Origin of the sequence: Hymenobacter cheonanensis, assembly GCF_030581075.1 — a bacterium.
Classification (GTDB): domain Bacteria; phylum Bacteroidota; class Bacteroidia; order Cytophagales; family Hymenobacteraceae; genus Hymenobacter.
The window spans coordinates 146985-168823 of record NZ_JAUQSW010000007.1 but is presented as its reverse complement, the minus strand read 5'-3'; the positions used below and the strand labels follow the sequence as shown (position 1 = coordinate 168823).

The window sequence follows — 21839 nt, the reverse complement described above, 5'->3', positions numbered from 1 at the left end:
GGCCTGCCAAAAAAGCCAGGGCTGCCGACCAAGCGTTGGCAGCCCTGGCTTTTTCCCTTCCTGGCTAGCTTCAGGCAGTGTGCAGCACTTCATACCCCAGCTTGACGATAAAGCCGCTCACCACCACCAGAAACAGCACCCGCACGAAGCCCGTGCCGCGCCGCAGCGCCAGCCGCGCCCCCAGCGACGAGCCCAGCACGTTGCAGGCCGCCATGGGCAGGGCGTAGTAGTACAGCACCTGCCCGGTCGAGATGAAGTAGGCTAGCCCCGCAATGTTGGTGGCAATATTCACCACCTTGGCCGAGGCCGAGGCCGCCAGAAAGTCGTAGCCAAACAGCCCCACAAACGCAAACAGCAGCAGGCTGCCGGTGCCCGGCCCAAAAAAACCGTCGTAAAACCCAATGGCGGCACCCAGCGCCACGCCCGTCCACAGCTCGCGGCTGCCGCGTAGGCGCGGCGCGTGCAGGCTCCCGAAGTCCTTGCGCCAGAAGGTGTAGGCGGCCATCAGCACCAGCAGGGCCAGCACCAGCGGCTTTACCAGCTCTTTGTTGAGGCCGCTCACGGCCCGGGCCCCTAGCAGCGCAAAGCAGCCCGCCACTACCGCCGCCACCGCCACCGTGCGCCAGTTGATGGCCACGCCGCTCAACCCTTTCAGATACCGAAACGCCGACGCCGACGTGCCCGCCAGGCTCGCCACCTTGCCGGTGCCCAGCACCGTAGGCACCGGCACCTTGGGTAGCAGCAGCAGCAGTGCCGGCAGCTGAATAAGGCCCCCGCCGCCCACCATGCCGTCGATGAGGCCGGCCAGCAGCGAGGCCGCGCAAAGGAGCGGCAGGGTGTAAGCTGGGTCGCTAAGGGGCATTAAGCAGGAGGAAGAGGTGAAACAAAAGAACGGTCATGCTGAACGCAGTGAAGCATCTTGCTCGAATCGTTGGGGCAGTACCCTAGCGACACGAGTAAGATGCTTCACTGTGTTCAGCATGACCTCTTTATATATACTGTAAGGGTCGATGATTTAAAACGGCGGCTCCTCGCCAAAGCTGTTGCTCTTGGGGAAGGGCACCGGGGCGGGCGAGGCGTCGTTCATGCGCGAGCCTAGCCGGATGGTATTGGGCGCGCCGAAGCCGCCGCCTGGCGCGGGCCCACCGGCCGGCTCCGAGTCGAAGCTGCTGGTCGGGAACGAGTTGGACGCAAAGGCCGGCGCGCCGCCGAAGCCGCCCGCGTCGCCGCCGCCATCGAAGCCGTCGAGGTCGGCAAACTTGGTGAAGCGGCCGATGAACTTGAGCTGCACCGTTTCCAAAGAACCGTTGCGGTGCTTGGCAATGATGACCTCGCCCATGCCCTGGGTCGGGTTGCCCATCTCGTCTTCGGTAATCTTGTAGTATTCAGGGCGGTACAGGAAGATAACCATGTCGGCATCCTGCTCAATAGAACCCGATTCGCGCAGGTCACTGAGCTGCGGCTTCTTGTCGCCGCCCCGCGTTTCGACCGAGCGTGAGAGCTGCGAAAGCGCGATTACCGGGATGTTCAGCTCCTTGGCAATGCCCTTGAGCGCCCGCGAGATGCTGGCGATTTCCTGCTCGCGGTTGCCGTTCTTGCCGCCCTCGTTGCCGCTCATCAATTGCAGGTAGTCGATGATAATGAGCTGGATATCGTGCTGCGACTTGAGGCGGCGGCACTTGGCCCGCAGCTCCCGAATGCTGAGCGCGGGCGTGTCGTCAATAAAAATCGGGGCCGACGAGAGCGAGGAAATCTTGTGGTTGAGCTGCGCCCACTCGTAGTCGGCCAGGTTGCCCTTCTTGATTTTCTCGGAGTCCAGCTCCGCCTCGGCCGAAATCAGACGGTTGACGAGCTGCAGCGACGACATTTCGAGGGAGAAAATGGCCACCGGCTTCTTAAAATCCACGGCCGCGTTGCGCATAGCCGACACCACGAAAGCAGTTTTGCCCATGCCCGGCCTAGCCGCAATAATCACGAGGTCAGAGGGTTGCCAGCCGCTCGTAACGCGGTCGAGGGCCGCGAAGCCGGTGGGCACGCCGGTGAGGCCATCCTTCTGGTGCTTCTTTTCTTCAAGCTCCTTGATGGCCTTCACCATCAAATCCTGCATCGAGTCGACGCCCTTGCGCATGTTGTCTTCCGACACCTGGAAGATGTTTTTCTCAGTGGCGTCGAGCAGCTCAAACACGTCGGTGGTTTCCTCGTAGGCATCGCGCAGGATGTCGGTAGCCGTGCGAATAAGCTCGCGCTTGATGGCCGCCTCCAGAATTACCCTAGCGTGGGCCTCAATGTTGGCCGCCGAGTTGATGTGCATGGTGAGGCCCGCCACGTAGCCCACGCCGCCGGCCGCCTCCAGCTCGCCCATCTCGCGCAGCTCCTGCACCACGGTGAGCTGGTCGATAGGCTCCGATTTATCAAATAAGTTACTGATAGCCTTGTAGATGCGCTGGTGGCCATCCTTGTAAAAGCTGGTGGCTTTCAGGATATCGACCACCGTGGTGAGCGCGTCTTTTTCGAGCATGAGGGCGCCTAGCACGGCGGCTTCCATTTCGAGGCGCTGGGGCGGCAGCTTGCCGGTGGGCGACGTGGGTACGGGCGCACGCTGGCCGCGCCCACCCTGGAAGGCGGCAACGGCGCGGGCGGCAGATTGCTTGAGGCGGTCGTCCATACGGTCGTTCATCGGGGTAAGGGAGGCAAAGGACGGGAAACAGAGCAGGTAATTGCCTTGGGTAGAAAGCGCCGGGCAATTGGGTGCCCGAACTAACAAAGCTAACCAATAAGTGCCCGAAAAGAAAGGCCGGCCGGGCCCCCGGCAGCGGGGCGCCGCCCCGCCCAAGCGCAAGCCCGGGCGTACTTTCGCCCCCGCCAATGGGCTGGCTGCGGGTGGCTTAGCGGCTAGCCCCGGCGGGCGGCGCGGGCCCGGCCGGGGCTAGCCGCTCCCCATTTTTCTGCCTTAAGATTCTCATAAAAAACGCTTTGGAACAGATTCACCTCATTGCCGTGGGCGGCAGCATCATGCACAACCTGGCGCTGGCGCTGCACCGGCGCGGGGCCCGGGTAACGGGCTCGGACGACGAGATTTTTGAGCCCGCGCGCGCGCGCCTGGCCGCCGCGGGCATCTTGCCCGCGGCCGAGGGCTGGTTTCCGGAGAAAATTCATGCCGGGCTGGCGGCCGTGATTGTGGGGATGCACGCCCGCCCCGACAACCCCGAGCTGACCCGCGCCCAGGCGCTGGGGCTAAAAATCTACTCCTTTCCCGAGTACATCTACGAGGCCAGCAAGGACAAGCAGCGGGTGGTGATTGGCGGCTCGCACGGCAAAACGAGCATCACGGCGCTGATTTTGCACGTGCTGCGGTTTCACGGGCGGCAGTTCGACTATGCGGTGGGCGCCCAGCTGGCGGGCTTCGACCTGATGGTGCAGCTCACGGACGAGGCCCCGGTTATCATTATCGAGGGCGACGAGTATTTGTCGTCGCCGGTGGACAGGCGGCCCAAGTTTCACCTCTACCAGCACCACATCGGGGTGATTTCGGGCATCAGCTGGGACCACATCAACGTGTTTCCGACCGAGGAAATCTACCGCGAGCAGTTCGAGATTTTTGCCCGCCAAACGCCCAAGGCCGGCGTGCTCATCTACGACCGCGACGACGAGCAAACCCAGCTCATTGCCGTGCCCACCAGCCCCGACGTGACCTACGTGGGCTACGGCCCGCACGAGCACGTTATCCGCAACGGGCAAACGTTTTTGATTACCAAGAAGGACGAGGAAGTGCCCATCCGGGTGTTTGGCGAGCACAACCTGCGCAACATCTCGGCGGCCAAGGAGGTGTGCAAGCAATTGGGCATCAAGGGCAAGGACTTTTATAAGGCCGTGGCTACCTTCCAGGGCGCGGCGCGGCGGCTGGAGCTGGTGCAGGCCGGGGCCACGTCGGTGGTGTACAAGGATTTTGCCCACGCGCCCAGCAAGCTGCGCGCCACGGCGGCGGCCCTCAAGCAGCAGTTTCCGGCGCGCCGGCTGGTGGCCTGCCTAGAGCTGCACACCTTCAGCTCGCTCAACCCGGCTTTTTTGCCGCAGTACGCGCACTGCTTCGACGCGCCCGACGTGGCGGTGGTGTACTTCAACCCCCACGTGCTGGAGCACAAGCGCCTGCCGCCGCTAGCCCCCGAGGCCGTGCAGCAAGCGTTTCAGCGGCCCGATTTGCGGGTTTTCACCGATAGCCGGGCCTTGGCCGAGTTCCTGCACGCGCAGCCCTGGGCCGATACAAATTTGCTGCTGATGACCTCGGGCACCTTCGATGGGCTGGACCTGGCGGCGCTGGCCCGCGAGGTGGCAGGCTAGCCGGCGCACCGCTTTCCGGGGGCCGCTCGTTTTTTCAACCCGGGCCCGGCAGCCGCCGCCACGCGGCTGCCGGGCTGCCTTGCCTGCTTTGGCTTATGCTGCTTGCGCTCACCACCTTTCAGATTTACAAAACGGGGGTGAGCCTGCTGACTATTGTGGGAGCGGCCGGCCTGGCGGCCGGCCGCTACGCCCGCCTGCCGCCGCCCCTGCGCTATCTGGCCTGGCTCACGTGGTTTGAGCTGCCGCTGGAAATATTCGGGGTCTGGCTGTGGGCGCAAAACCGCAACAATCTGTTTATCATGCCCTTTTACACCGTGGGTGAGCTAGCCTTGCTGGCGCTGATGTATCGGCACGCGCTGCGGTCGGCGGCTTTTGCCCGCGCTGTGCCGTGGCTGGTGGGCGGCTTTGCCCTGTATGCGCTGGCCGATACACTGCTGGCGCCCGACCTGCAATGGTACAAACCGGGGCAGCAGGTACTGCAGAGCCTGCTGCTGCTGGGCATGGCGGGGCTCTATTTCTGGCAGCTGCTCCGGGGGCGGCTGCCCGCGCCGCGCCTCGGGCGCGAGCCCCTGTTCTGGGTATCGACCGGGCTGATTCTCTACTTTGCGGGCTACCTGAACATTGCTTTGTTCAGCAATTACATGCTGACGCATTATTCATTGGCGTTCAACCAGCAGGTGTGGTCTATCCACTACGTGCTCTCGCTGGTGCTGCACAGCTGCTACTGCGTGGCGCTGGCACTACGCCCCCAGCGAGTGGCGCCGGGCTAGCCCGGTGCCACCGCCCTACTGCGCGGGCTAGCCAGGGCGGAAGCCCATCAGCCCCATTTATCTTACTCACAGTTGTTTAGCTGCGCTGGCCGGGTCGGCGGCCCTGCTAGGGCCGCCGACCCGGCCGGGCTTGTTCTGGCCTGCCAGCCCGCCGGTAGCGGTCGCGCCTGGCATAGCCAAAACGGGCGCTGGTACCGGGCAACGGCCCGGTGGTCCTTGACACCTGCCAGCCCTTTTAACGCAGAATAGCTTTGGCCTATTTCCTTTTTCCCATGCCTTCCTTACAACTCCTTTTGCCCGCCGCCCTGCTGGCTACTCTGGCTAGCCCCGCGCTGGCCCAAACTGCCCCGGCCGATACCGTCCGCTTCTACTACAAGCACGAGTTGGGCCTGACGATGAGCCCGCAGTTCGACAATCTGTTTACCACCAACCGGGTGCTGCCCCTGGGCCTGCTCTACAAGCACCAGGTGCGGCCGGGCCAGGCCTGGCGCGTGCGGCTCACCGGCTACTACTCCCGGCACGATACGGCCACGGCCGGCGGGGCATTTTACATTCAGGAGAAAGGGCCGGAGGCCCGCGCCTGGGAAGTCAACGCGCTGGTGGGCTACGAGTGGCAGCACCGGCTGGGCCGCCGCTGGCAATGGCACTATGGCTTGGAAGCGGGCGGGGGCTACCGCAATGAGCATCGGGCTTACACCAATTACTACTATGACCCGGTTGGCTTTAATGGGGATGGTCCCTTTACCGATACAGATATTGGCTCGCGCGACCTGTCCCGTTGGCAGGTGCAGGGCCGGGGGTTTGCGGGCCTGAGCTACGTGCTGACCTCGCGGCTACGCCTGTTCGCGGAAACAGCTATCGGGGTGAGCTACCGGCACCAGAAGAGCTGGGGTAGTTACACGACTACTGTTGATAACCCCAACTATGGTGTATCACCTGGCGGGGTGTACCGCGATGAAATAGTCACTACGTGGCACGTTGACTACTACCCAGTTCAGGTAGTGGGACTGACCGTCATTCTTTAATCTTTCACCTTTTCCAACACTGACATGAAAAAAACTTTTCTCCGTATTCTGCTTCTAGCTTGTGCTGTACTGCCCTATTTAGCGCAGGCACAGGGCATTAATGCTTCGCCCACCGGCGATGCATTAATGCCCCAATAAGGACTATACCTACACTTATCCCAGCTCAACCACTGGGTGCAGTTGGGTGGTAAAAGGGGAGTACACGCTCGTTTCCACGAACTCCGGTGCCATTACCGTGCGCTGGAAGGACGTGCCCACCGATGCTACCAGCAACCCCACCTCCGTAGGGCTGAACTGTGGCTCCTCCGGCACTACGACCCGGGATGTCTTCGTCAGCTCCATCAGCAACAAGACGCCGGGCCCGCTGACGGTCAACAACACGGCTGTGGGCGCGCAATACGCGCTGCCCTTCGGCGACAATACGGCCCTGACCCTGAAAGTACCCCTGGTGGAGCTGCCCCAAAGCTCCGCTAACAGCGTGTACCTGGCGGCCCTGACCTACGATTGGGTTATTCCCGCAAACTGGAAGTACAACGACGGCACCAACTACGTTTCGGATGGCAGCACGCTGCATCGGGTGAGCGGCAGCTCCGGCAATCAGATTTCGGTAACGCCCGCCCCTGGCACGGGCGGCACTATCAGCGTGCGGGCCGTGAATAATAACTGCATCAATGCCTCGACCGGCCCCGACAACTCCATTAGCAAGACGCTGAGTGTGGACGTAGGGCGCCCTACGCCCACGTTCACCATTATCAGCGATAAAAGCCCGAGCGGCGGGGGCTTCTCGCTCACTTGCGGCGACCAGAGCGACTACCACTTTCGCACGGCTACCGGCCCCGTGCCGGCGGGTGGGGCGTTCAGCAACTATGCCTTCCGGTTTAGCGGCCCCATCACGCCCACCGGCACTGTGAACAGCGCCACGCCGGCCAGCAGCTTCACCGGGGCTACGGGCACGGTTGGCGTCGATGCCTCGGCCCTGTACAGCTGCAATGGGGCCAGCACTACAGTGTATGCCCCCAACGTGCCCGTAACGGTGCAACCGCTGCCTCGGCCCATTATTAGCAGCTCGCTGGGCACTTCCAACCCCGCGGGCCCCTACCCGGTGCTGTGCCCGGGCAGCACCGCCACCTTCTCTACGGCCGTGGCCGGGGCCAACAGCTATACCTGGACGGCCACCGGCGGCCTCACCGTGGGCGGTGCGGCTACGGTTACGACTACGGGGGCTAGCTCGAGCGTTACGGTGGCGGCGCCGGGCAGCGGCAACGGGCAGGGCAGCCTCACGGTCACGGCCACCAACACGAGCGTGAGCAGCTGCGCCTCGCCAGCTTCGGTGGCCTACAACGTGGTGTATGGGGGCCCACCCGCCCACAATGGCACCCTTACCATGCACAGCGACACCTAATCGGGCTACGAAGCCAACTGCCCCTACGGCTGCACCGGGGTGTGCCCCGGCAGCCACATTACCCTCACGCCCCGCGACCCTAGCCCCGGCGCGCTGCTGGAGGCGGCCTGGAAAGTGTACCGGGTCGATGTGACGCCCGCGCAGCTCGTGTATACCCAAACCGATACCGGCGCCGATGCCGCTAACAGCACGCTCTACTTCCAGGTCGGTACGGTCGTGGGTGCCCGCTACGAAGCCCAGCTGCAGGAGCGTAATACCTGCGGCGTAGGCCCGGTAACTGCCTATCAGCTCGAGATAATTGATTGCGCCGGGGGCTACGAGCCCTTTTTTACCGCGCCTGGCCAGCCGGCCACCGAGTCGGCAGCAGCCTACCCCAACCCCGCCGGCAACGACCTCACCCTGGAGCAGGGCGGCGGGCCCGTGCGCCTTACCAATGCCCACGGGCAGGCCGTGCGCAGCCAAATTGCCCGGCCCGGCCGCGTGCAGCTGGACACCCGCCGCTTACCGGCCGGATTATATTTTCTGGAAATGCGCGATGCACGGGGCAAGGCCGTGCGTAAGCAGATTCGAATTGTGCATTAAGCGGCTGGCGTGGGCTAGCGCCTCACAGACGCAAAAAGCTGGCTAGCTAGCCGGCTTTTTGCGTTCGGGCAGGGGCCTGGGGCGCCGGCCGCTGTCGTTGGCCAGCAGCACGGCCAGGGCCGTGAGGCTCAGGCGCAGGGCCCATTTGGCGGCGCGGCTCATTTGCGCTTCTTTTTGGCGATGGGGTCTTCGGGCTGCACTTTGGCAAATATCTCATTGGCGGCCAGCACTTTCATGGTGCAGCTGCTCCCGCCCGAGTTGTCGTCGCAGGTGGTGCCCACAATGTGGCCGTCCTCAAAATCGAAGTAGCAGCTAGGGCAGCCCACCCCCGTAATGACGTAGCGGCTGGCGGCGGGCGTGAGGTAATAAGTACTGTCGTCGGTGCCGCGCAGCGGCAGGGCCACGGCCCGGTAGGCCCCGTTGTTGTGGCCCATGCCAATGAGGTAGTACACGGGCTGTTTGTCCTCGCTGCCCGGCGCTTTGCGCACCATAATGCGGTCGAACACCGTGCCGTCATCGAACTGCCGGATGAGGGCCGCCGCCATTACCGACTGGGACAGCTTGTACTTTACCTTGCCCTTGCCATCGAGCTGCATAATCTGGCGGCTGCTGGCCGAGCCCGAGAGCGAGGCACCCGCCGCGTCGCTCAGGCGCTGGGCCTCGCGGCTAGGGTCGCTACGCTCGCGGCGGCGCGTGGTTTCGCACGACGACAGCAGCAGCAAGCCGCTGAGCACGCCAAGCAGCAGCAAACCAAACAATCGGGGTAGAGTACGCATAATAGGCAGGCTTCCTTTGGGAATGAACAGCCGTCATACGAGGCTACGCTTTAAATTGATTTAATCCCCTTGCCGCGCCGCGTGCCCCAGCCGCCCGGGCGGGGCGCGCCAGCTACGGCCGGCGCGCCCGTTTTCATCGGCAGCCGTAGGGTTGAGCCAGCCCGGCGGGCTAGCGCGGCTTGTAGTATTTCTCGGCCTCGGGCAGCAGGCGCTGAATGTCGGCAATGCGGGTAGCATCGGCGGGGTGGTCGGAGAGGAAAACCGGCGTGTTGTTCTGGCTCTGCGCGGCCATGCGCTCCCAAAAAGGCACGGCGCCAGCGGGGTTGTAGCCGGCCATGGCCATAAAAATCAGGCCCAGGTGGTCGGCCTCGCTTTCCTGGCGGCGGCTGAAGGCCAGGGCGGCTCCCTGCTCGCCGGCCCCGATTACGGTATTAAACAGCGTGCCGGTAGCCGTGGGGTTTTGCGAAAACGCGGTGGCCAGCGCCGTGCCGCCCAGCTGCAGGGCTAGCTGGTCGCTCATACGCTCGGCGCCGTGCTTGGCCACGGCGTGCGAAATTTCGTGGCCCAGCACTACGGCCAGGCCGTTTTCGTCGCGCGTGAAGGGCAGAATGCCCGTGTACACGGCCACCTTGCCGCCGGGCATGCACCAGGCATTCACCGTTTTGGGGTCGTCGATGAGGTTAAATTCCCACTGGTAGCCTTCCAGCTGGCTGCTCTGGCCCTGCTGCTTGAAGTACTGCTGCACGGCGGCGGCCACGCGCTCGCCCACGCGGCGCACCATGGCCGTTTGTTCGGCATTGGTCGAGAGCTTGGCCGTGGTCAGGGTTTGCTTGTACTGGGTCACGGCCAGCGTATTCATCTCACTGTCTGACACCAGGCTGAGCTGGCGGCGCCCCGTAATGGGCACGGTGGTGCAGCCGGCGGCGAGCAGCAAACTGCTGGCGAGTACGATTTTCTTGAACATGAAAAAAGCGTTGGTAAGGTTTAGAGAAAGAGTGGCCTAGCCCCGCCCGGACCGCCAAACTGGTGCCAAAAAGCTAGCCAGGCCGTGCCGCCTATACGCAACCGGGCGGGGGAAATGTTTACTTTGTGCAGCGGCCGGCCGCGCCCCGGGCGGGCGCGGGCCAGCCCCACGCTTGGCGCCTGGCCGCCTTCCTTAGTTATTCCTTGTCCATGAAAATTATCTGCATCGGCCGCAACTACGCCGACCACATTGCCGAGCTGCACAACGAGACGCCCGCCGCCCCGGTCATCTTCCTCAAGCCCGAAACTGCCCTGGTGCAGCGCGGCCAGCCCTTTTTCGTGCCCGATTTCTCCCAGGATGTGCACCATGAGCTGGAGCTGGTGCTGCGCATCAGCAAAAACGGCCGCCACATCGAGGAAAAATTTGCCCACACATACTTCGACGCCATCGGGCTGGGCATTGATTTCACGGCCCGCGACCTGCAGAGCGAGCTTAAGAAAAAGGGCCTGCCCTGGGAGCTGGCCAAGGCCTTCGACGGCTCGGCGCCCGTGTCGCCCACCTTCAAGCCGGTGGCCGAGTTCCCGGATTTTGCCAACATCAATTTCCGGCTCGAAGTAAACGGCGAGGTGCGCCAGCAGGGCAACTCGGGCCTGATGCTGCACCCGTTTGCCAAAATCCTCAGCTTCGTGTCGCAGTACATTACCCTCAAGCAGGGCGACCTCATCTTCACCGGCACGCCCGCCGGCGTAGGTCCCGTAAAGCCCGGCGATGAGCTGGTGGGCTACCTCGAAAACGAGAAAATTCTGGAAGTGCCCGTGCGCTAGGCCCCTGGCGCCTTACCCCACCCCCAGCCCCTCCCCTTCAAGGGAGGGGAGCCTGACGATTGAGCAAATTAGCCCCGCCGTGGCTCCCCTCTCCCGAAGGGGAGGGGCTGGGGGTGGGGTTTCGCGTTAGAAAACGTACTCAGTACGCTGGCTTTTACTATTCGAATAAAATTAATCTATTTTGCTAACTATCAAACTACTGCGTCGGCTGTCGCTACCGGCGCTGGGCGGCTTTTTATTGCTGGCTACCGTGGGCCACGGCCAGGATGATGGCCAGGACGACACCACTACCCGCCGCGTGAGTGGGCCCATTAAGCCGGCCGCCGCGGCGGGCAAGGTGGAGGTGGCGCCGGGCTATTTCCTGTTTCCGATTGCGCCGGGGCAGCCGGGCTTTCTGGCGGCCAGCATGGGCGAGCTGCGGCCCAACCACTTCCACGGCGGCCTCGACATCAAGACGGGCGGCGGGGTCAATAAGCCGGTGTACGCCTCGGCCGATGGCTACATCTCGCGCCTCAAGCAGTCGGCCTTCGGCTACGGCAACGTGCTGTATATCACCCACCCCAACGGCCTGACTACCGTGTACGGCCACCTCAATAAGTTTGCCGGCGCCGTGGGGGCCGAGTTGCTGCGCCAGCAATACGAGAAGCAGACCTACGAGCTGGAGCTGTTTTTTCAGCCCGGCCAGTTCCCGGTAAAGCGTGGCGAGGAAGTGGCGCTATCAGGCAACACGGGCGGCTCGGCCGGCCCGCACCTGCACTGGGAAGTGCGCGACGCCCAGGACCGCCAGCTGAACCCGTTGCAGTGGGGCGGCTTTTCGGAGATTCAGGACCACACCGGGCCCACCCTGCAGGCGCTGGCTGTGGAGCCGCTGGCCATCACGGCCAGGGTGCGCCAGCGCTTCGAGCGGGCGCTGCTGGTGCCCCGGCTGCAGCCGCTGCCCGGCGCGGCCACCGCGTGGCCCGATACTGTGGTGTGCTTTGGGCAGGTGGGCCTGCTTTTGCAAGGCTTCGACCGCTTCGACAATGCCTGGAACAAGAATGGTATTCAGCGCGTGACGGTGCGTGTGAATGGCCAGCCGCACTACCAGCACGTGATTGACGCCGTGCCCTTTCCCAACGGTACCCGGCAGGTCAACAACTTTGTGGACTACGCCTACGCCCGCACCAGTGGCCGCACCCTGCAAAAGCTGTGGGTGGAGGACGGCAACGACCTGCCCTTTTACACGCCGCCCGGCCTGGGCCAGGGCAAGCTCGACGTGCAGGCTGGCAAGGTGTATAGCCTTGATTTTGAGCTAGCCGACGCTTACAACAATAAGGCCACGGCCCACCTCGTGCTGCGCGGCGAAAAGCCCGCCGATTACGTGAAGCTGCCCGGCGCCGCGGCCCCCGGCCGCCCCAAGCTCACCTACGACATTACCCGCAACCTGCTGCACGCCACGGTTCTCAACGCCCCCACCGACACTGCCGACCAGCCCCAGTACCTGCTGCTGCGGCGCGGCGGCCGGCAGCTAGCCCTGCGCCCCAGCTACTCGGTGGGCGCGGCCACCACCTACCTCTACGACCTGCGCGCCGGCCTGCCCGACTCGCTGCTGCTCGGCGAGCTACACCAGGTATTTGACCGCCAGGCCCTGATTCCGCCCGGCCAGGAAACTAACTACGCCACGCCCTATGCCAACGTGGTTTTTGGGTCCCAAACGCTGTTTTCCAACCTCTACCTCAGCACCGCGCACCGCGCCGATGCCGGCCCGCTAGCCCCCGAAAGCTGGACGATAGGCACGCCGCTCGTGCCGCTCTACCTGCCGCTGCGCCTCACCCTGAAGCCCACCGTGCCCCCCGCCGCCCGCCCCCGCACCGCCATCTACAGCGTGTCGGCCAAGGGCGGCCGAACCTACGTGGGCGGCACCTGGAACGAGGCCGGCACCCAGATTTCGGCCAATCTCAAGCAGTTCGGTCAGTTTCGGCTCTATGCCGATACCAAGGCGCCTTCGGCCCAGCTTGTGGGTCGGGCCGGCGGCCAGCTCACCTTTCGGGTTGGCGACGACCTCTCGGGGCTAGCCTCTTATAAATTGCTCGTGGGCGGGCAGTTCCGGCTGCTGCGCTACGAGTACAAAAACGCCACGCTCTTCACCGTGGCCGGCGACACGCTAGGGCCCAAGCTGCGCGGCCCCGCCGAGCTGCGCCTCACCGACCAAGCGGGCAACGAGAAGGTTATTCCGCTGAATTTGTAAAATCCGCGTTGGTCATCCGTCATTTGTCGTTCGTCATGCTGAACGCAGTGAAGCATCTTGGCCGAATCGTTGGGGCAGCAACCCTAGCGATGCGAGCAAGATGCTTCACTGCGTTCAGCATGACAACCGCGGGGTTGACAAGCGTTATTTCCAACGCCTCCCTCACTAGCCCCAACTCATAACTTCTAACTCATAATTCAAAAAGATGCTTCCCGAGCCCGGCGCCCTAGCCCCCGATTTCACCGCCCCCGACCAACATGGCAATCCCTTCACCCTGAGCAGCCTGCGGGGCCAGCGCGTGGCGCTGTACTTCTATCCCAAGGATGATACGCCCGGCTGCACCGCCCAAGCCTGCAACCTACGCGACAACGAAGCCCAGCTAGCTGCCCAGGGCATCAAGGTAGTGGGCGTGAGCACCGATGACACGGCCTCGCACGGCAAGTTTGCGGCGAAATACGACCTGAACTTCCCCCTCGTAGCCGATGCCGACAAAGCCATCGTGAACGCCTACGGCGTGTGGCAGGAAAAGAAAAACTACGGCAAAACCTACTGGGGCACCGTGCGCACCACCTTCCTCATCGACGCCAACGGCTTGATTGAGAAGGTTATCAAGCGCCCCGACACCAAGGAGCACGCCGCGCAAGTGCTGAAGTAGCCTGCGCGTGGGCTTGTCTGGCGTCAACCTCACCCCCTAGCCCCCTCTCCTTGGGGAGAGGGGGGACTAGTCGCTAATTCTAGAGCTAAATGACAAGAAAAGCTAGAGCTAGTTCCCCCTCTCCCCAAGGAGAGGGGGCTAGGGGGTGAGGTCCACGCAAGGCGAGCCCACCTCTACCCCTCATTCACCAGCAAAATCTTGCCGATGTGCTCGCTGCTGTCCATCAACTCCTGCGCCTTCGCCGCCTCGGCCAGCGGGAAGGTTTTGTAGATAACCGGCTCCAATTGGCCGGCAGCCGCCAGCGGCCACACGTACTTTTCGACCTCGGCGGCCAAGGCGGCTTTGAAGTCGGCCGAGCGGGGGCGCAGCATGCTGCCGCTCAGGCGCAGGCGCTTGGTCATGATGTCAAGCAGGTTGATTTCAACCTTGGCGCCCTGCATGGCGTTGAGGTTTTGCAGGCGGCCGTCGGGGGCTAGCAGGCGCAGGTTTTTGGCGGTGTAGTTGCCACCCACCATATCGAGGATAACGTCGATTTTCTCGTCTTTAAACGCCTGCTCGAAGTCGTCGTGCTTGTAGTTGACGCACCGGGCGGCGCCCAGCCGCTCGCAGGCCTGGCACTTATCGGGCGAGCCGGCGGTGGCCAGCACCCGGTGGCCCAGCGCGTGCCCCAGCTGAATGAGCGTGAGGCCAATACCGCTGCTACCGCCGTGCACCAGCACCGTTTCGCCGGGCTGCAAGGCGGCCGCCTGAAACACGTTGGCCCACACCGTGAAGGTGGTTTCGGGCAGGCTGGCGGCTTCCAGCAGCGACCAGCCGGCGGGCACGGGCAGGCAGTGGCGGGCATCTACGGCCGCGTACTCGGCGTAGGCGCCTTCGCTCAGCAGGGCGCACACACGGTCGCCCACCTGCCAGCGCGCGGCGGTGGCGCCCACGGCCACTACCTCGCCAGCTACCTCCAGGCCGGGCACCACGCCGGCCACCGGCTGGCCGCCGTATTTGCCCGCGCGCAGGGCCAAGTCGGAGCGGTTGAGGCCGGCGGCTTTCACCTTGATAAGGACTTCGTGGGCAGCGGGCACCGGTTGGGGGCGCTCTTGCAGCTCCAATACCTCGGGGCCGCCGGGGCGGGTAATCACAATGGCTTTCATAGTAAGGAGGGGAAGCTAGCCCTGCCGGGGCGGCAACTGGCATCTGTGTAACCCAATGCCCACTTGGCGGGTTATGGCGAAGGCAGTCATCTGCCCTCATTTCTTACTTCATCATGGAAAAACTAACTGGAAAAGTCGCCCTCGTAACGGGCGCCGGCAAAGGCATCGGCAAAGCCGTGGCCGTAGCGCTGGCCCACGAAGGCGTGCACGTAGGCCTGCTGGCCCGCTCCGAAAACCAACTTCAGGAAGTAGCCGCTGAGCTGCAAAAGCTGGGCGTAAAAACCAGTTTCGCCGCCGCCGACGTGGCCGACGAAGCCGCCGTGAACGCCGCCGTGGCCCACATCACCGGCGAGCTGGGGCCGCTTGATATCCTGATTAACAACGCGGGCATCGGCACGTTTGCTAAGTTTCTGGACATGCCCGTGGCCGATTGGGAGCACATTATCCGGGTGAATCTGCTAGGGGTGTACTATGTGACGCGCGCCGCCCTGCCGGCCATGATAGCGCGCCAGAGCGGCGACATTATCAACATTTCCTCGACCTCGGGGCTGCGCGCCGCCGCGGGCAGCAGCGCCTATAGCGCCTCCAAATTTGCGGTGATGGGCCTGAGCGAAGCCCTGATGCAGGAAGTGCGCAAGCACAATATCCGGGTGAGCGCCCTTACACCCAGCACGGTGGCTACCGAGCTGGCTATCAACAATAACCTTACCGACGGCAACCCCGACAAGGTGATGCAGCCCGAGGACATTGCCGAGTTCATCATCTCGCAATTGAAGCTCAATCGCCGCATCTTTATCAAGGAAGCGGGGCTGTGGTCGACTAACCCGTAGCCTAAGTAAGAGCTTCTAAACACGCCCGTCATGCTGAGCTTGCCGAAGCATCTTGCCAGAATGCGTAAGGTTTTTATTCCTTATGTGACCAGCCAAGATGCTTCGGCAAGCTCAGCATGACGGGCGTTTTTTAATAGCTTGTGCAAGCAAGCGCTGTGCAAAAAAACCGGCGGCGGCATCAGGTAGCCAATCTCTACCCCGCCGCTTATGTATCAACTTGTACTTGCCCTGCTCTTATGCTGGCTAGCCCTGCCGGTGCTGGCCCAGCAGCAGCTCGCTAAGGCCCGCCAAAGCAGCTACCTCACCAAGGTCTTCCGGCTTACCACGGCCCAGGCCCAGCGCCTCTACGAACACGGTTTGAAGGCGGCTAGGCCCGACTTTTTTACCCTGGCCGTCGATTCCTTCCCCAGCGATAAGCCGGCCTGGCCGCGGCTGCCGCTGGGCTACTACCTGGTGGCCCACACCGAAGGCCCCGAGCTGGTGTACTGGCTGCGCGCCGAAACCTCGCGCACGCTGCAAGTCATTGACAACCAAACCGACCTGACGCTGGCCGTGCGCGACTCGCTGGGCCAGCTGCTGCCCAATGCCCAGGTGGCGGTGAGCGGCCAACCCCTCCCCTACGACCCCGCCACCCGCACCTACCGCCGCGCCAAGCCCAGCCGCGACGGCATCGTGGCCGTGACGGCCGGCGGGCGCACCTCCTTTCACCCCCTCACCCAAACTTACCGCCAGCCCGGCCGCACCAATTGGCGCACCAATGGCTGGCTAGCCGCCGGACGCCGCGTGCTGTACGGCCGGCCGCTGGGCTACCTCACGGTGCCCGTGTGGCGCACGGTGCGCGACCTCAAGCATCCTTCGCAAGTCACGACCGGGCTGGTAGGCTTGCTGCGCTCGCCCTTCAGCGAAGATGTGCGCGACGAGCGCCAAAACCGCCGCGAGCAGCACCACGACCAGCGCGAGGAGCGGGCGCAGCAAAAGTGGCAGAGCTACCTCATCGTGAGCCAGCCGCGCTACCGCCCCGCCCACGACACCCTGCGCCTGAAAGCGCGCGTGCTGCGGCGCGGCAGCGGCCACCTCAGCACCCGCCCCCTCACGCTGTGGCTGAGCGGCGGCGGGCTGGCGCGCCGCAAGCGCCTGGCTAGCCTGCGCCCGGTGCGCCCGGGCACTTACGAGTACAGCCTGCCGCTCACCGATACGCTGGGCCTGCGGGTGGGCACCACGGCCAGCCTCACGCTGGAAGACGCCCAGGAGCAAACCATAGCCGAGGGTGAATTCAGGTTCGAAGATTATGAGCTGAACAACAATACCTTCACGCTGCGCATGCTGGAGAAAACGCCCCGGCGCGGGCAGCCGCAAGCCGTCTTTTTGCGCGGCACCGACGCCAGCGAGCTGAACCTGCTCGATGCGCGGGTGCGCCTGACGGTAGTGCCCACCAGCGGGCCGCGCGAGGTGCTGGGCCGGCGCCTGTTTGTGCCCGATACGCTCTGGACCCACACGCAGGCTCTCGACCCGGTGGGCGAAACCCGGGTGAATTTGCCGGCCCGTATTTTCCCCCACATGGAGTTTAGCTACGAGGTGCGGGCCACGTTTTTGACTACTGACAACGAGCGCCACGTCGAAACCGCTAGCCTCCTCTACCAGCTCGACCCCGGCCGCCTGCACCTCACGCTGGCGGGCGACTCGGTGCGCCTGAGCTACGACTCGCTGGGCCTCGACAAGCCGCACCGCGCCAAGCTGGAAATCCTGCGCGCCAATACGGCGCCCGGCGATAGCACCCACTTTAGTAGCCGCGTGGTGCGGCTGCCGCTCGCCCTGCCCGTGAACCCGCAGGCCGCCCGCTACTGGGTGCACGACGCGGCCGGCCGCACCGCCGACGTGTACCTAAGCGACAGCAACGCCGAGCTAACCCTGGCCTCGGCCCGCACCGCCGACTCGCTGCGCCTGGCCGTGAGCAACCCGCATCGGCTGCCCTTCTGGTACTACGTGTACCGGGGCAATGAGCTGCGCTACCGCGGCTACACTAGTGATTACCAACTGGCTATCAAAGAAAGCAACGTGGCGCCCTGGCACGTATCGCTGCACTACGTTTGGGGCGGGCAGCTGCGCTCGGCCGAGTATTCGGTAGGGCCGGTGCAACGCCAATTGCACATCGCCACCGACGAGCCCGCCATCGCCTACCCCGGCCAGCGCCTGCGGCTAGGCTTTGTGGTGACCAACGAGCACGGCCGGCCCGTGCCCGATGCCGACCTCACAGCCTACGCTTATAGCAGCAAATTTGCCCAAAGCACCCTGCCCGAAATACCGGATACCGCGCCGCCCGTGCCGGGCCGGCTGGCCCGGCAGCGCTTTGCCCTCACGCCGGGCTTCAGCCACTACGCCACCGAGCGCCAGCGCCTGGCCTGGCGGCAGTGGCAGCACCAGCTAGGGCTCGATTCGCTACAATTCTACCACTTTCTGTATCCGGCGGGGGGGGCGTTTTATGAGTATCGGCCGGCGCCGGGCGGGCTCACGCAGGTGGCGGTTTTTGTGGTGGATTCGGGCCGGGTGCAGGCGCCGATTGCGATTTACGTGGATGGCCAGCCGGCTTATATTCACGATATTAACCAAGGGCAGCCCTACGTGGCCGTGGCCGACAGCGGGCACCACACGCTCAGCATTCGCACCCCTAGCCGGCTCATTACGCTGCGCGACGTGTATTTGAAAGCCCAGCACAAGCTCACGCTCGGCCTCGACCCCAACCAGCCCTGCGCCGAGCTGCAGGTGGAAACCCGCCCCACTACCCTCACCCCCGCCGAGCTGCTGACGCTGCGCCGCACGCTGCTGGCCGTGCAGGGCCAGCCGGCCGCCACGCTGCGCCAGGGGCCGGTGCTGCGCCCGCTGGCCGCCAGCTACTACGCCTCAACCCTGCGCGTGGCCGGCCCGTTTCGGCCCGACTCTATTTTGCTGCGGCCGCTGCATGATGAGTACGAGGTAGCCACCAACCAGCGTCGCAAGTTTCTGTTCGAGCCGCTTTATAGCTATCAGTTCAGCCCCGGCGTGGTCAAAATGATTTGTGTTGACCCTGGCGCGCTGGGCTTGCTCAATGGCGCGGGCTTGCCGGCCACGCTGCCGCTCGGCGACTTTGCCTACACCGAAGCCATGCTGCGGCCTTGGAAATACGAGCCCGCCGCCAAGCCCCAGGCGCCGGTGCGCCGGAAAAAATTGCGGACTAGCCGGCCCAATTCTTATACAGAGTACTACCGCTCGGCGCCCAAGCTCACCTACCCCGGCCGCTCGCTGCCGGGCCAGGGCCGCCTCGATTTGCTGCTGCCCGACAGCGTGGCCCAGCCGCTGTACGTGCTGCTCACCCGGCCCGACCGACCCAAATTTCAGCGCTTGCAGCCTGCCCAGCAACTGGCCCAGGGCCTGGCGCCCGGGCGCTACCGCGTGGCCGTGCTGCTGGCCGATAGCAGCTGCCTGATTTCTAAAGACCTAGTGCTGGTGCAGGCTGATGGCCAGACGTACTACCGCCTGCATCGAACTGAGCGCCAGCTAGCCAAAGCACTCAGCCACCGCCTCAATCAGTGGCTGTGGCGCCTGACGCCGGTAGTGCCCAAGCCGGTAGTGGCCCCCGAGCAGCGCCGCATCCAGGTAACGCAGCCGAGCACGCCGGGCGTGAACCAGCGCTTGCTGCGCGGCCGCGTGGTAGACCGCGCCACCGAAGAAGGCCTGCCGGGCGTGACGGTGTTGGTGAAAGGTACTACCCTCGGCACCTCCACCGCCGCTGATGGCAGCTTTGAGCTGCACGCGCCCTTTGCCACCCAAACGCTGATTTTTTCCTTCGTGGGCTACGAAACGCAGGAGCAGAACGTCGATTACAGTAGCAAGCTTCTGGTTGCGATGAGCATGTCGATGCAACAGCTATCGGAAGTAGTGGTGACGGGCTACGGCACCCAGACGCGCCGCGACTACGCGGGCAGCGCAACCTCGGTCAGCTACAGCCTGCAAGGGCGGGCGGCGGGCGTGAGCATCAGCGGAGCGCCGGCCCAGGTGCTTATTCGCGGCGCCTCAACGGTAGCGGCGTCGGAGCAGCCGCTTTACATCGTGAACGGGCTGCCCTTCACTGGCCGGCTGGCCGATATTGCGCCGGCCGATATTCAGGAAATGAAAGTGCTTAAAGGCCCCGAAGCCGCTGGCCTTTACGGCGCGCGGGCTAGCGGCGGCGTGGTACTCATCACCCTGAAGCGCGGCGGTACCCTAGCCAGGCAGCCCGCGGGCGCCGCCGACTTGCTCCCCGGCGCCGACCAGCGCCTGATGCTGCGCCGCCACTTCAGCGACCACGCCTGGTGGCGGCCCACCCTCGTAACCGACGCCCAGGGCCGCGCCCACACCAACGTAGTGCTGCCCGACGACGTGACGAGCTGGGACACCTTCGTTATCGGCTCCGACGGCCACGCGCGGCTAGGCACCGCCACCGGCCGGGTACGCGCCTTCAAGTCGCTGCTGGCCAGCCTCAATGGTCCGCGCTTTTTGCTGGCCGGCGACCGCGTGCAGCTGCTCGGCAAAGCCCTCAACTACCAGCCCGACACCGCCCAGCTGACTACTACGTTTCGCGTGGGCGGCCAGGTAGTGCGCCGCCAGGCCCGCCGCGTAGGCACGGCCCTGATTGATACGCTGACCGTGACCGCCCCGGCCGCTGGCGACTCGCTGCAAGTCACCTTCGGCCTGGAGCAGGCCAGCGGCTACGCCGATGGCGAGCAGCGCAGCCTGCCGGTGCTGCCGGTGGGCACCCGCGAGCGCGTGGGCACCTACGCCGTGCTCACGGCCGCCGATACTACCCTAGCCCTGCCCCTGAACCCCAGCCTGGGCGAGGTGCAGCTGCGCGTGGAAAGCGACGCGCTGCCCACGCTGCTGGCCGAGATTCACCACCTGCAAGAATACGCCTATCTCTGCAACGAGCAGGCGGCCTCGCGCCTGTTGGCACTGCTGCTGGAGCAGCGCATTTGCGCGGCGCAGGGCACCGCGTTCAAGAGCCAGAAAATTGTCAACTTCCTGATTAAAAAGCTCCAGGATGGCCGCCACCAGCCCGAGGGCATCTGGGGCACCTGGCCAAATTCGGCGGTGAGCCCCTGGGCCACGGTGCACGTAGTAGAAGCGCTGCTGGAGGCCGAAAAGCTCGGCTACGCCAGCGGCCTCGACCGCGGGCCGCTGCAAGCCTACCTGCTGCACGAACTCGACGAAAGCCTGAGCCAGCCCACGTCCACCCACCCCTACAGCGGGCACTTTGCCTCGGACGACGACCAGATTCGCCTGCTCAAGCTGCTGCACGACCTGGGCACTTCGGCCGACTACGGCACCTACCTGCGGCGCGTGGAGGCTAGCGCCCCGCGCCGCCCGCCGCTCGACCGCTACCTGGCCCTCACCGAGCTGCGCCAGCAATTGGGCCTCTCGTATCAGCTCGATACACTGCGGCGCTACCGCCTGCGCACCGAGCTGGGCGGCGCCAGCTACGGCGACACGCTGCGCGAAAGCTCGTACTACCGCTACCTGCTCGACCAGCGTGTGGGCACTACGCTGCTGGCGTATAAGCTCTTGCGCCACCAGGGCGGCCACACCGCCGAGCTGGCCCGCATCCGCACCTATTTGCTGGGCCTGCGGGGTGGTGATTACTGGCGCAGTACCTACGAGTCCGCCCAAATCCTGCTCACCATCGGCCCCGATTTGCTGATACCAAACTCGGGCGGCAAAATGGCGCAGGTGCAGCTCAGCGGCAGCCCGGCACTGCCGGCGGGGGTTGTCAGCACGTTCCCGCTAGCCCTCACGCTGCCGGCCGGCACGGGCGCGCTCACGCTGCGCAAGCAGGGCGGCCTGCCCGTGTACGCCACCGCCTACCAGACCCGCTGGAACCCCACGCCTACGGCGGCCACCGCGCCCTTCACCGTTACCACTACCCTAGCGGGCCAGGCCAGCGGCCACGTGCGCCTGCCCGCCGGCCAGCCCGCCGAGCTGGAAGTGACCATAGACGTGAAAGCCGATGTGCGCTACGCGCTGCTCGAAGTGCCCATTCCGGCCGGCTGCTCCTACGGCCCACCAGCCCCGACTAATTATATCGAAGTGCACCGCGAGTACCTCAAGCACCAGGTGGGCATTTTTATTGACCGCCTGCCAGCCGGCCGGCACACCTTCCGGGTGGCCTTGCAGCCCCGCTACCGGGGCAGCTACACCTTCAACCCGGCCAAGCTGGAGATGGTGTATTTCCCGACCAAATACGGCCGCACGGCTGGCAAGCGCGTGGAAATCAACTAAAAGCAAATAAGAAACG

At 64.5% G+C, this 21839-nt stretch carries 15 protein-coding genes; 10 read left to right on the top strand and 5 right to left on the bottom strand.

Annotation, left to right across the window (positions count from 1 at the left end; translation table 11 throughout):
* Positions 1–70: 70 nt before the first annotated feature.
* Positions 71–862 (bottom strand): sulfite exporter TauE/SafE family protein, encoded by a 792-nt coding sequence (locus Q5H89_RS14645; protein WP_305020085.1) that lies wholly within the window; start codon positions 860–862, stop codon positions 71–73.
* Positions 863–1015: 153 nt separating this feature from the next.
* A complete protein-coding gene (gene dnaB / locus Q5H89_RS14640) occupies positions 1016–2665 on the bottom strand; it encodes a replicative DNA helicase (RefSeq protein ID WP_369810666.1) in 1650 nt (549 codons plus the stop codon).
* 308 nt (positions 2666–2973) lie between these two features.
* On the opposite strand from dnaB, the gene Q5H89_RS14635 reads away from it, so the two are divergent.
* From Q5H89_RS14635 to Q5H89_RS14615, 5 genes are all read left to right on the top strand, one after another.
* A complete protein-coding gene (locus Q5H89_RS14635; protein WP_305020083.1) occupies positions 2974–4338 on the top strand; it encodes a UDP-N-acetylmuramate--L-alanine ligase in 1365 nt (454 codons plus the stop codon).
* Positions 4339–4433: 95 nt separating this feature from the next.
* Complete coding sequence (locus Q5H89_RS14630) at positions 4434–5108, top strand: hypothetical protein (RefSeq protein ID WP_305020082.1); 675 nt, start codon at positions 4434–4436, stop codon at positions 5106–5108.
* Between the two features lie 272 nt (positions 5109–5380).
* Positions 5381–6133 (top strand): hypothetical protein, encoded by a 753-nt coding sequence (locus tag Q5H89_RS14625; protein ID WP_305020081.1) that lies wholly within the window; start codon positions 5381–5383, stop codon positions 6131–6133.
* A gap of 235 nt (positions 6134–6368) precedes the next feature.
* Positions 6369–7535, top strand: a complete 1167-nt coding sequence (locus Q5H89_RS14620; protein WP_305020080.1) for a hypothetical protein — start codon at positions 6369–6371, stop codon at positions 7533–7535.
* Positions 7536–7574: 39 nt separating this feature from the next.
* Positions 7575–8117, top strand: a complete 543-nt coding sequence (locus Q5H89_RS14615; protein ID WP_305020079.1) for a T9SS type A sorting domain-containing protein — start codon at positions 7575–7577, stop codon at positions 8115–8117.
* A gap of 158 nt (positions 8118–8275) precedes the next feature.
* Here the strand turns inward: Q5H89_RS14615 and Q5H89_RS14610 are convergent, their stop codons facing one another.
* Both Q5H89_RS14610 and Q5H89_RS14605 read right to left on the bottom strand, forming a co-directional pair.
* A complete protein-coding gene (locus Q5H89_RS14610) occupies positions 8276–8893 on the bottom strand; it encodes a hypothetical protein (RefSeq protein ID WP_305020078.1) in 618 nt (205 codons plus the stop codon).
* 169 nt (positions 8894–9062) lie between these two features.
* The gene (locus Q5H89_RS14605; RefSeq protein WP_305020077.1) at positions 9063–9857 is read right to left on the bottom strand and encodes a M48 family metallopeptidase; all 795 of its coding nucleotides are present in this window, start codon (positions 9855–9857) and stop codon (positions 9063–9065) included.
* 125 nt (positions 9858–9982) lie between these two features.
* On the opposite strand from Q5H89_RS14605, the gene Q5H89_RS14600 reads away from it, so the two are divergent.
* The 3 genes from Q5H89_RS14600 to bcp all read left to right on the top strand — a co-directional run bounded on the left by Q5H89_RS14600 (position 9983) and on the right by bcp (position 13563).
* Complete coding sequence (locus Q5H89_RS14600; protein ID WP_305020076.1) at positions 9983–10681, top strand: fumarylacetoacetate hydrolase family protein; 699 nt, start codon at positions 9983–9985, stop codon at positions 10679–10681.
* Positions 10682–10862: 181 nt separating this feature from the next.
* Positions 10863–12908: a M23 family metallopeptidase gene (locus Q5H89_RS14595; RefSeq protein ID WP_305020075.1), complete on the top strand. Its 2046-nt coding sequence runs from the start codon at positions 10863–10865 to the stop codon at positions 12906–12908.
* A gap of 205 nt (positions 12909–13113) precedes the next feature.
* Entirely contained in the window at positions 13114–13563 is a 450-nt protein-coding gene (gene bcp, locus Q5H89_RS14590; RefSeq protein ID WP_305020074.1) for a thioredoxin-dependent thiol peroxidase, read from the top strand.
* 173 nt (positions 13564–13736) lie between these two features.
* Here the strand turns inward: bcp and Q5H89_RS14585 are convergent, their stop codons facing one another.
* Positions 13737–14708: an NAD(P)H-quinone oxidoreductase gene (locus Q5H89_RS14585; protein ID WP_305020073.1), complete on the bottom strand. Its 972-nt coding sequence runs from the start codon at positions 14706–14708 to the stop codon at positions 13737–13739.
* Between the two features lie 113 nt (positions 14709–14821).
* Here Q5H89_RS14585 and Q5H89_RS14580 point away from each other — a divergent pair, with 113 nt between their 5' ends.
* The gene (locus Q5H89_RS14580; protein ID WP_305020072.1) at positions 14822–15538 is read left to right on the top strand and encodes a 3-ketoacyl-ACP reductase; all 717 of its coding nucleotides are present in this window, start codon (positions 14822–14824) and stop codon (positions 15536–15538) included.
* A gap of 207 nt (positions 15539–15745) precedes the next feature.
* Complete coding sequence (locus Q5H89_RS14575) at positions 15746–21823, top strand: carboxypeptidase-like regulatory domain-containing protein (protein WP_305020071.1); 6078 nt, start codon at positions 15746–15748, stop codon at positions 21821–21823.
* Positions 21824–21839: the final 16 nt, after the last annotated feature.

What these genes read in the sequence shown, in the direction of transcription:
- Q5H89_RS14645 (WP_305020085.1), bottom strand. Translation starts at nt 862, where the DNA reads ATGCCCCTTAGCGACCCAGCTTACACCCTGCCGCTCCTTTGCGCGGCC.
- dnaB (WP_369810666.1), bottom strand. Translation starts at nt 2,665, where the DNA reads ATGGACGACCGCCTCAAGCAATCTGCCGCCCGCGCCGTTGCCGCCTTC.
- Q5H89_RS14630 (WP_305020082.1), top strand. Translation starts at nt 4,434, where the DNA reads ATGCTGCTTGCGCTCACCACCTTTCAGATTTACAAAACGGGGGTGAGC.
- Q5H89_RS14625 (WP_305020081.1), top strand. Translation starts at nt 5,381, where the DNA reads ATGCCTTCCTTACAACTCCTTTTGCCCGCCGCCCTGCTGGCTACTCTG.
- Q5H89_RS14610 (WP_305020078.1), bottom strand. Translation starts at nt 8,893, where the DNA reads ATGCGTACTCTACCCCGATTGTTTGGTTTGCTGCTGCTTGGCGTGCTC.
- Q5H89_RS14605 (WP_305020077.1), bottom strand. Translation starts at nt 9,857, where the DNA reads ATGTTCAAGAAAATCGTACTCGCCAGCAGTTTGCTGCTCGCCGCCGGC.
- bcp (WP_305020074.1), top strand. Translation starts at nt 13,114, where the DNA reads ATGCTTCCCGAGCCCGGCGCCCTAGCCCCCGATTTCACCGCCCCCGAC.
- Q5H89_RS14585 (WP_305020073.1), bottom strand. Translation starts at nt 14,708, where the DNA reads ATGAAAGCCATTGTGATTACCCGCCCCGGCGGCCCCGAGGTATTGGAG.
- Q5H89_RS14580 (WP_305020072.1), top strand. Translation starts at nt 14,822, where the DNA reads ATGGAAAAACTAACTGGAAAAGTCGCCCTCGTAACGGGCGCCGGCAAA.
- Q5H89_RS14575 (WP_305020071.1), top strand. Translation starts at nt 15,746, where the DNA reads ATGTATCAACTTGTACTTGCCCTGCTCTTATGCTGGCTAGCCCTGCCG.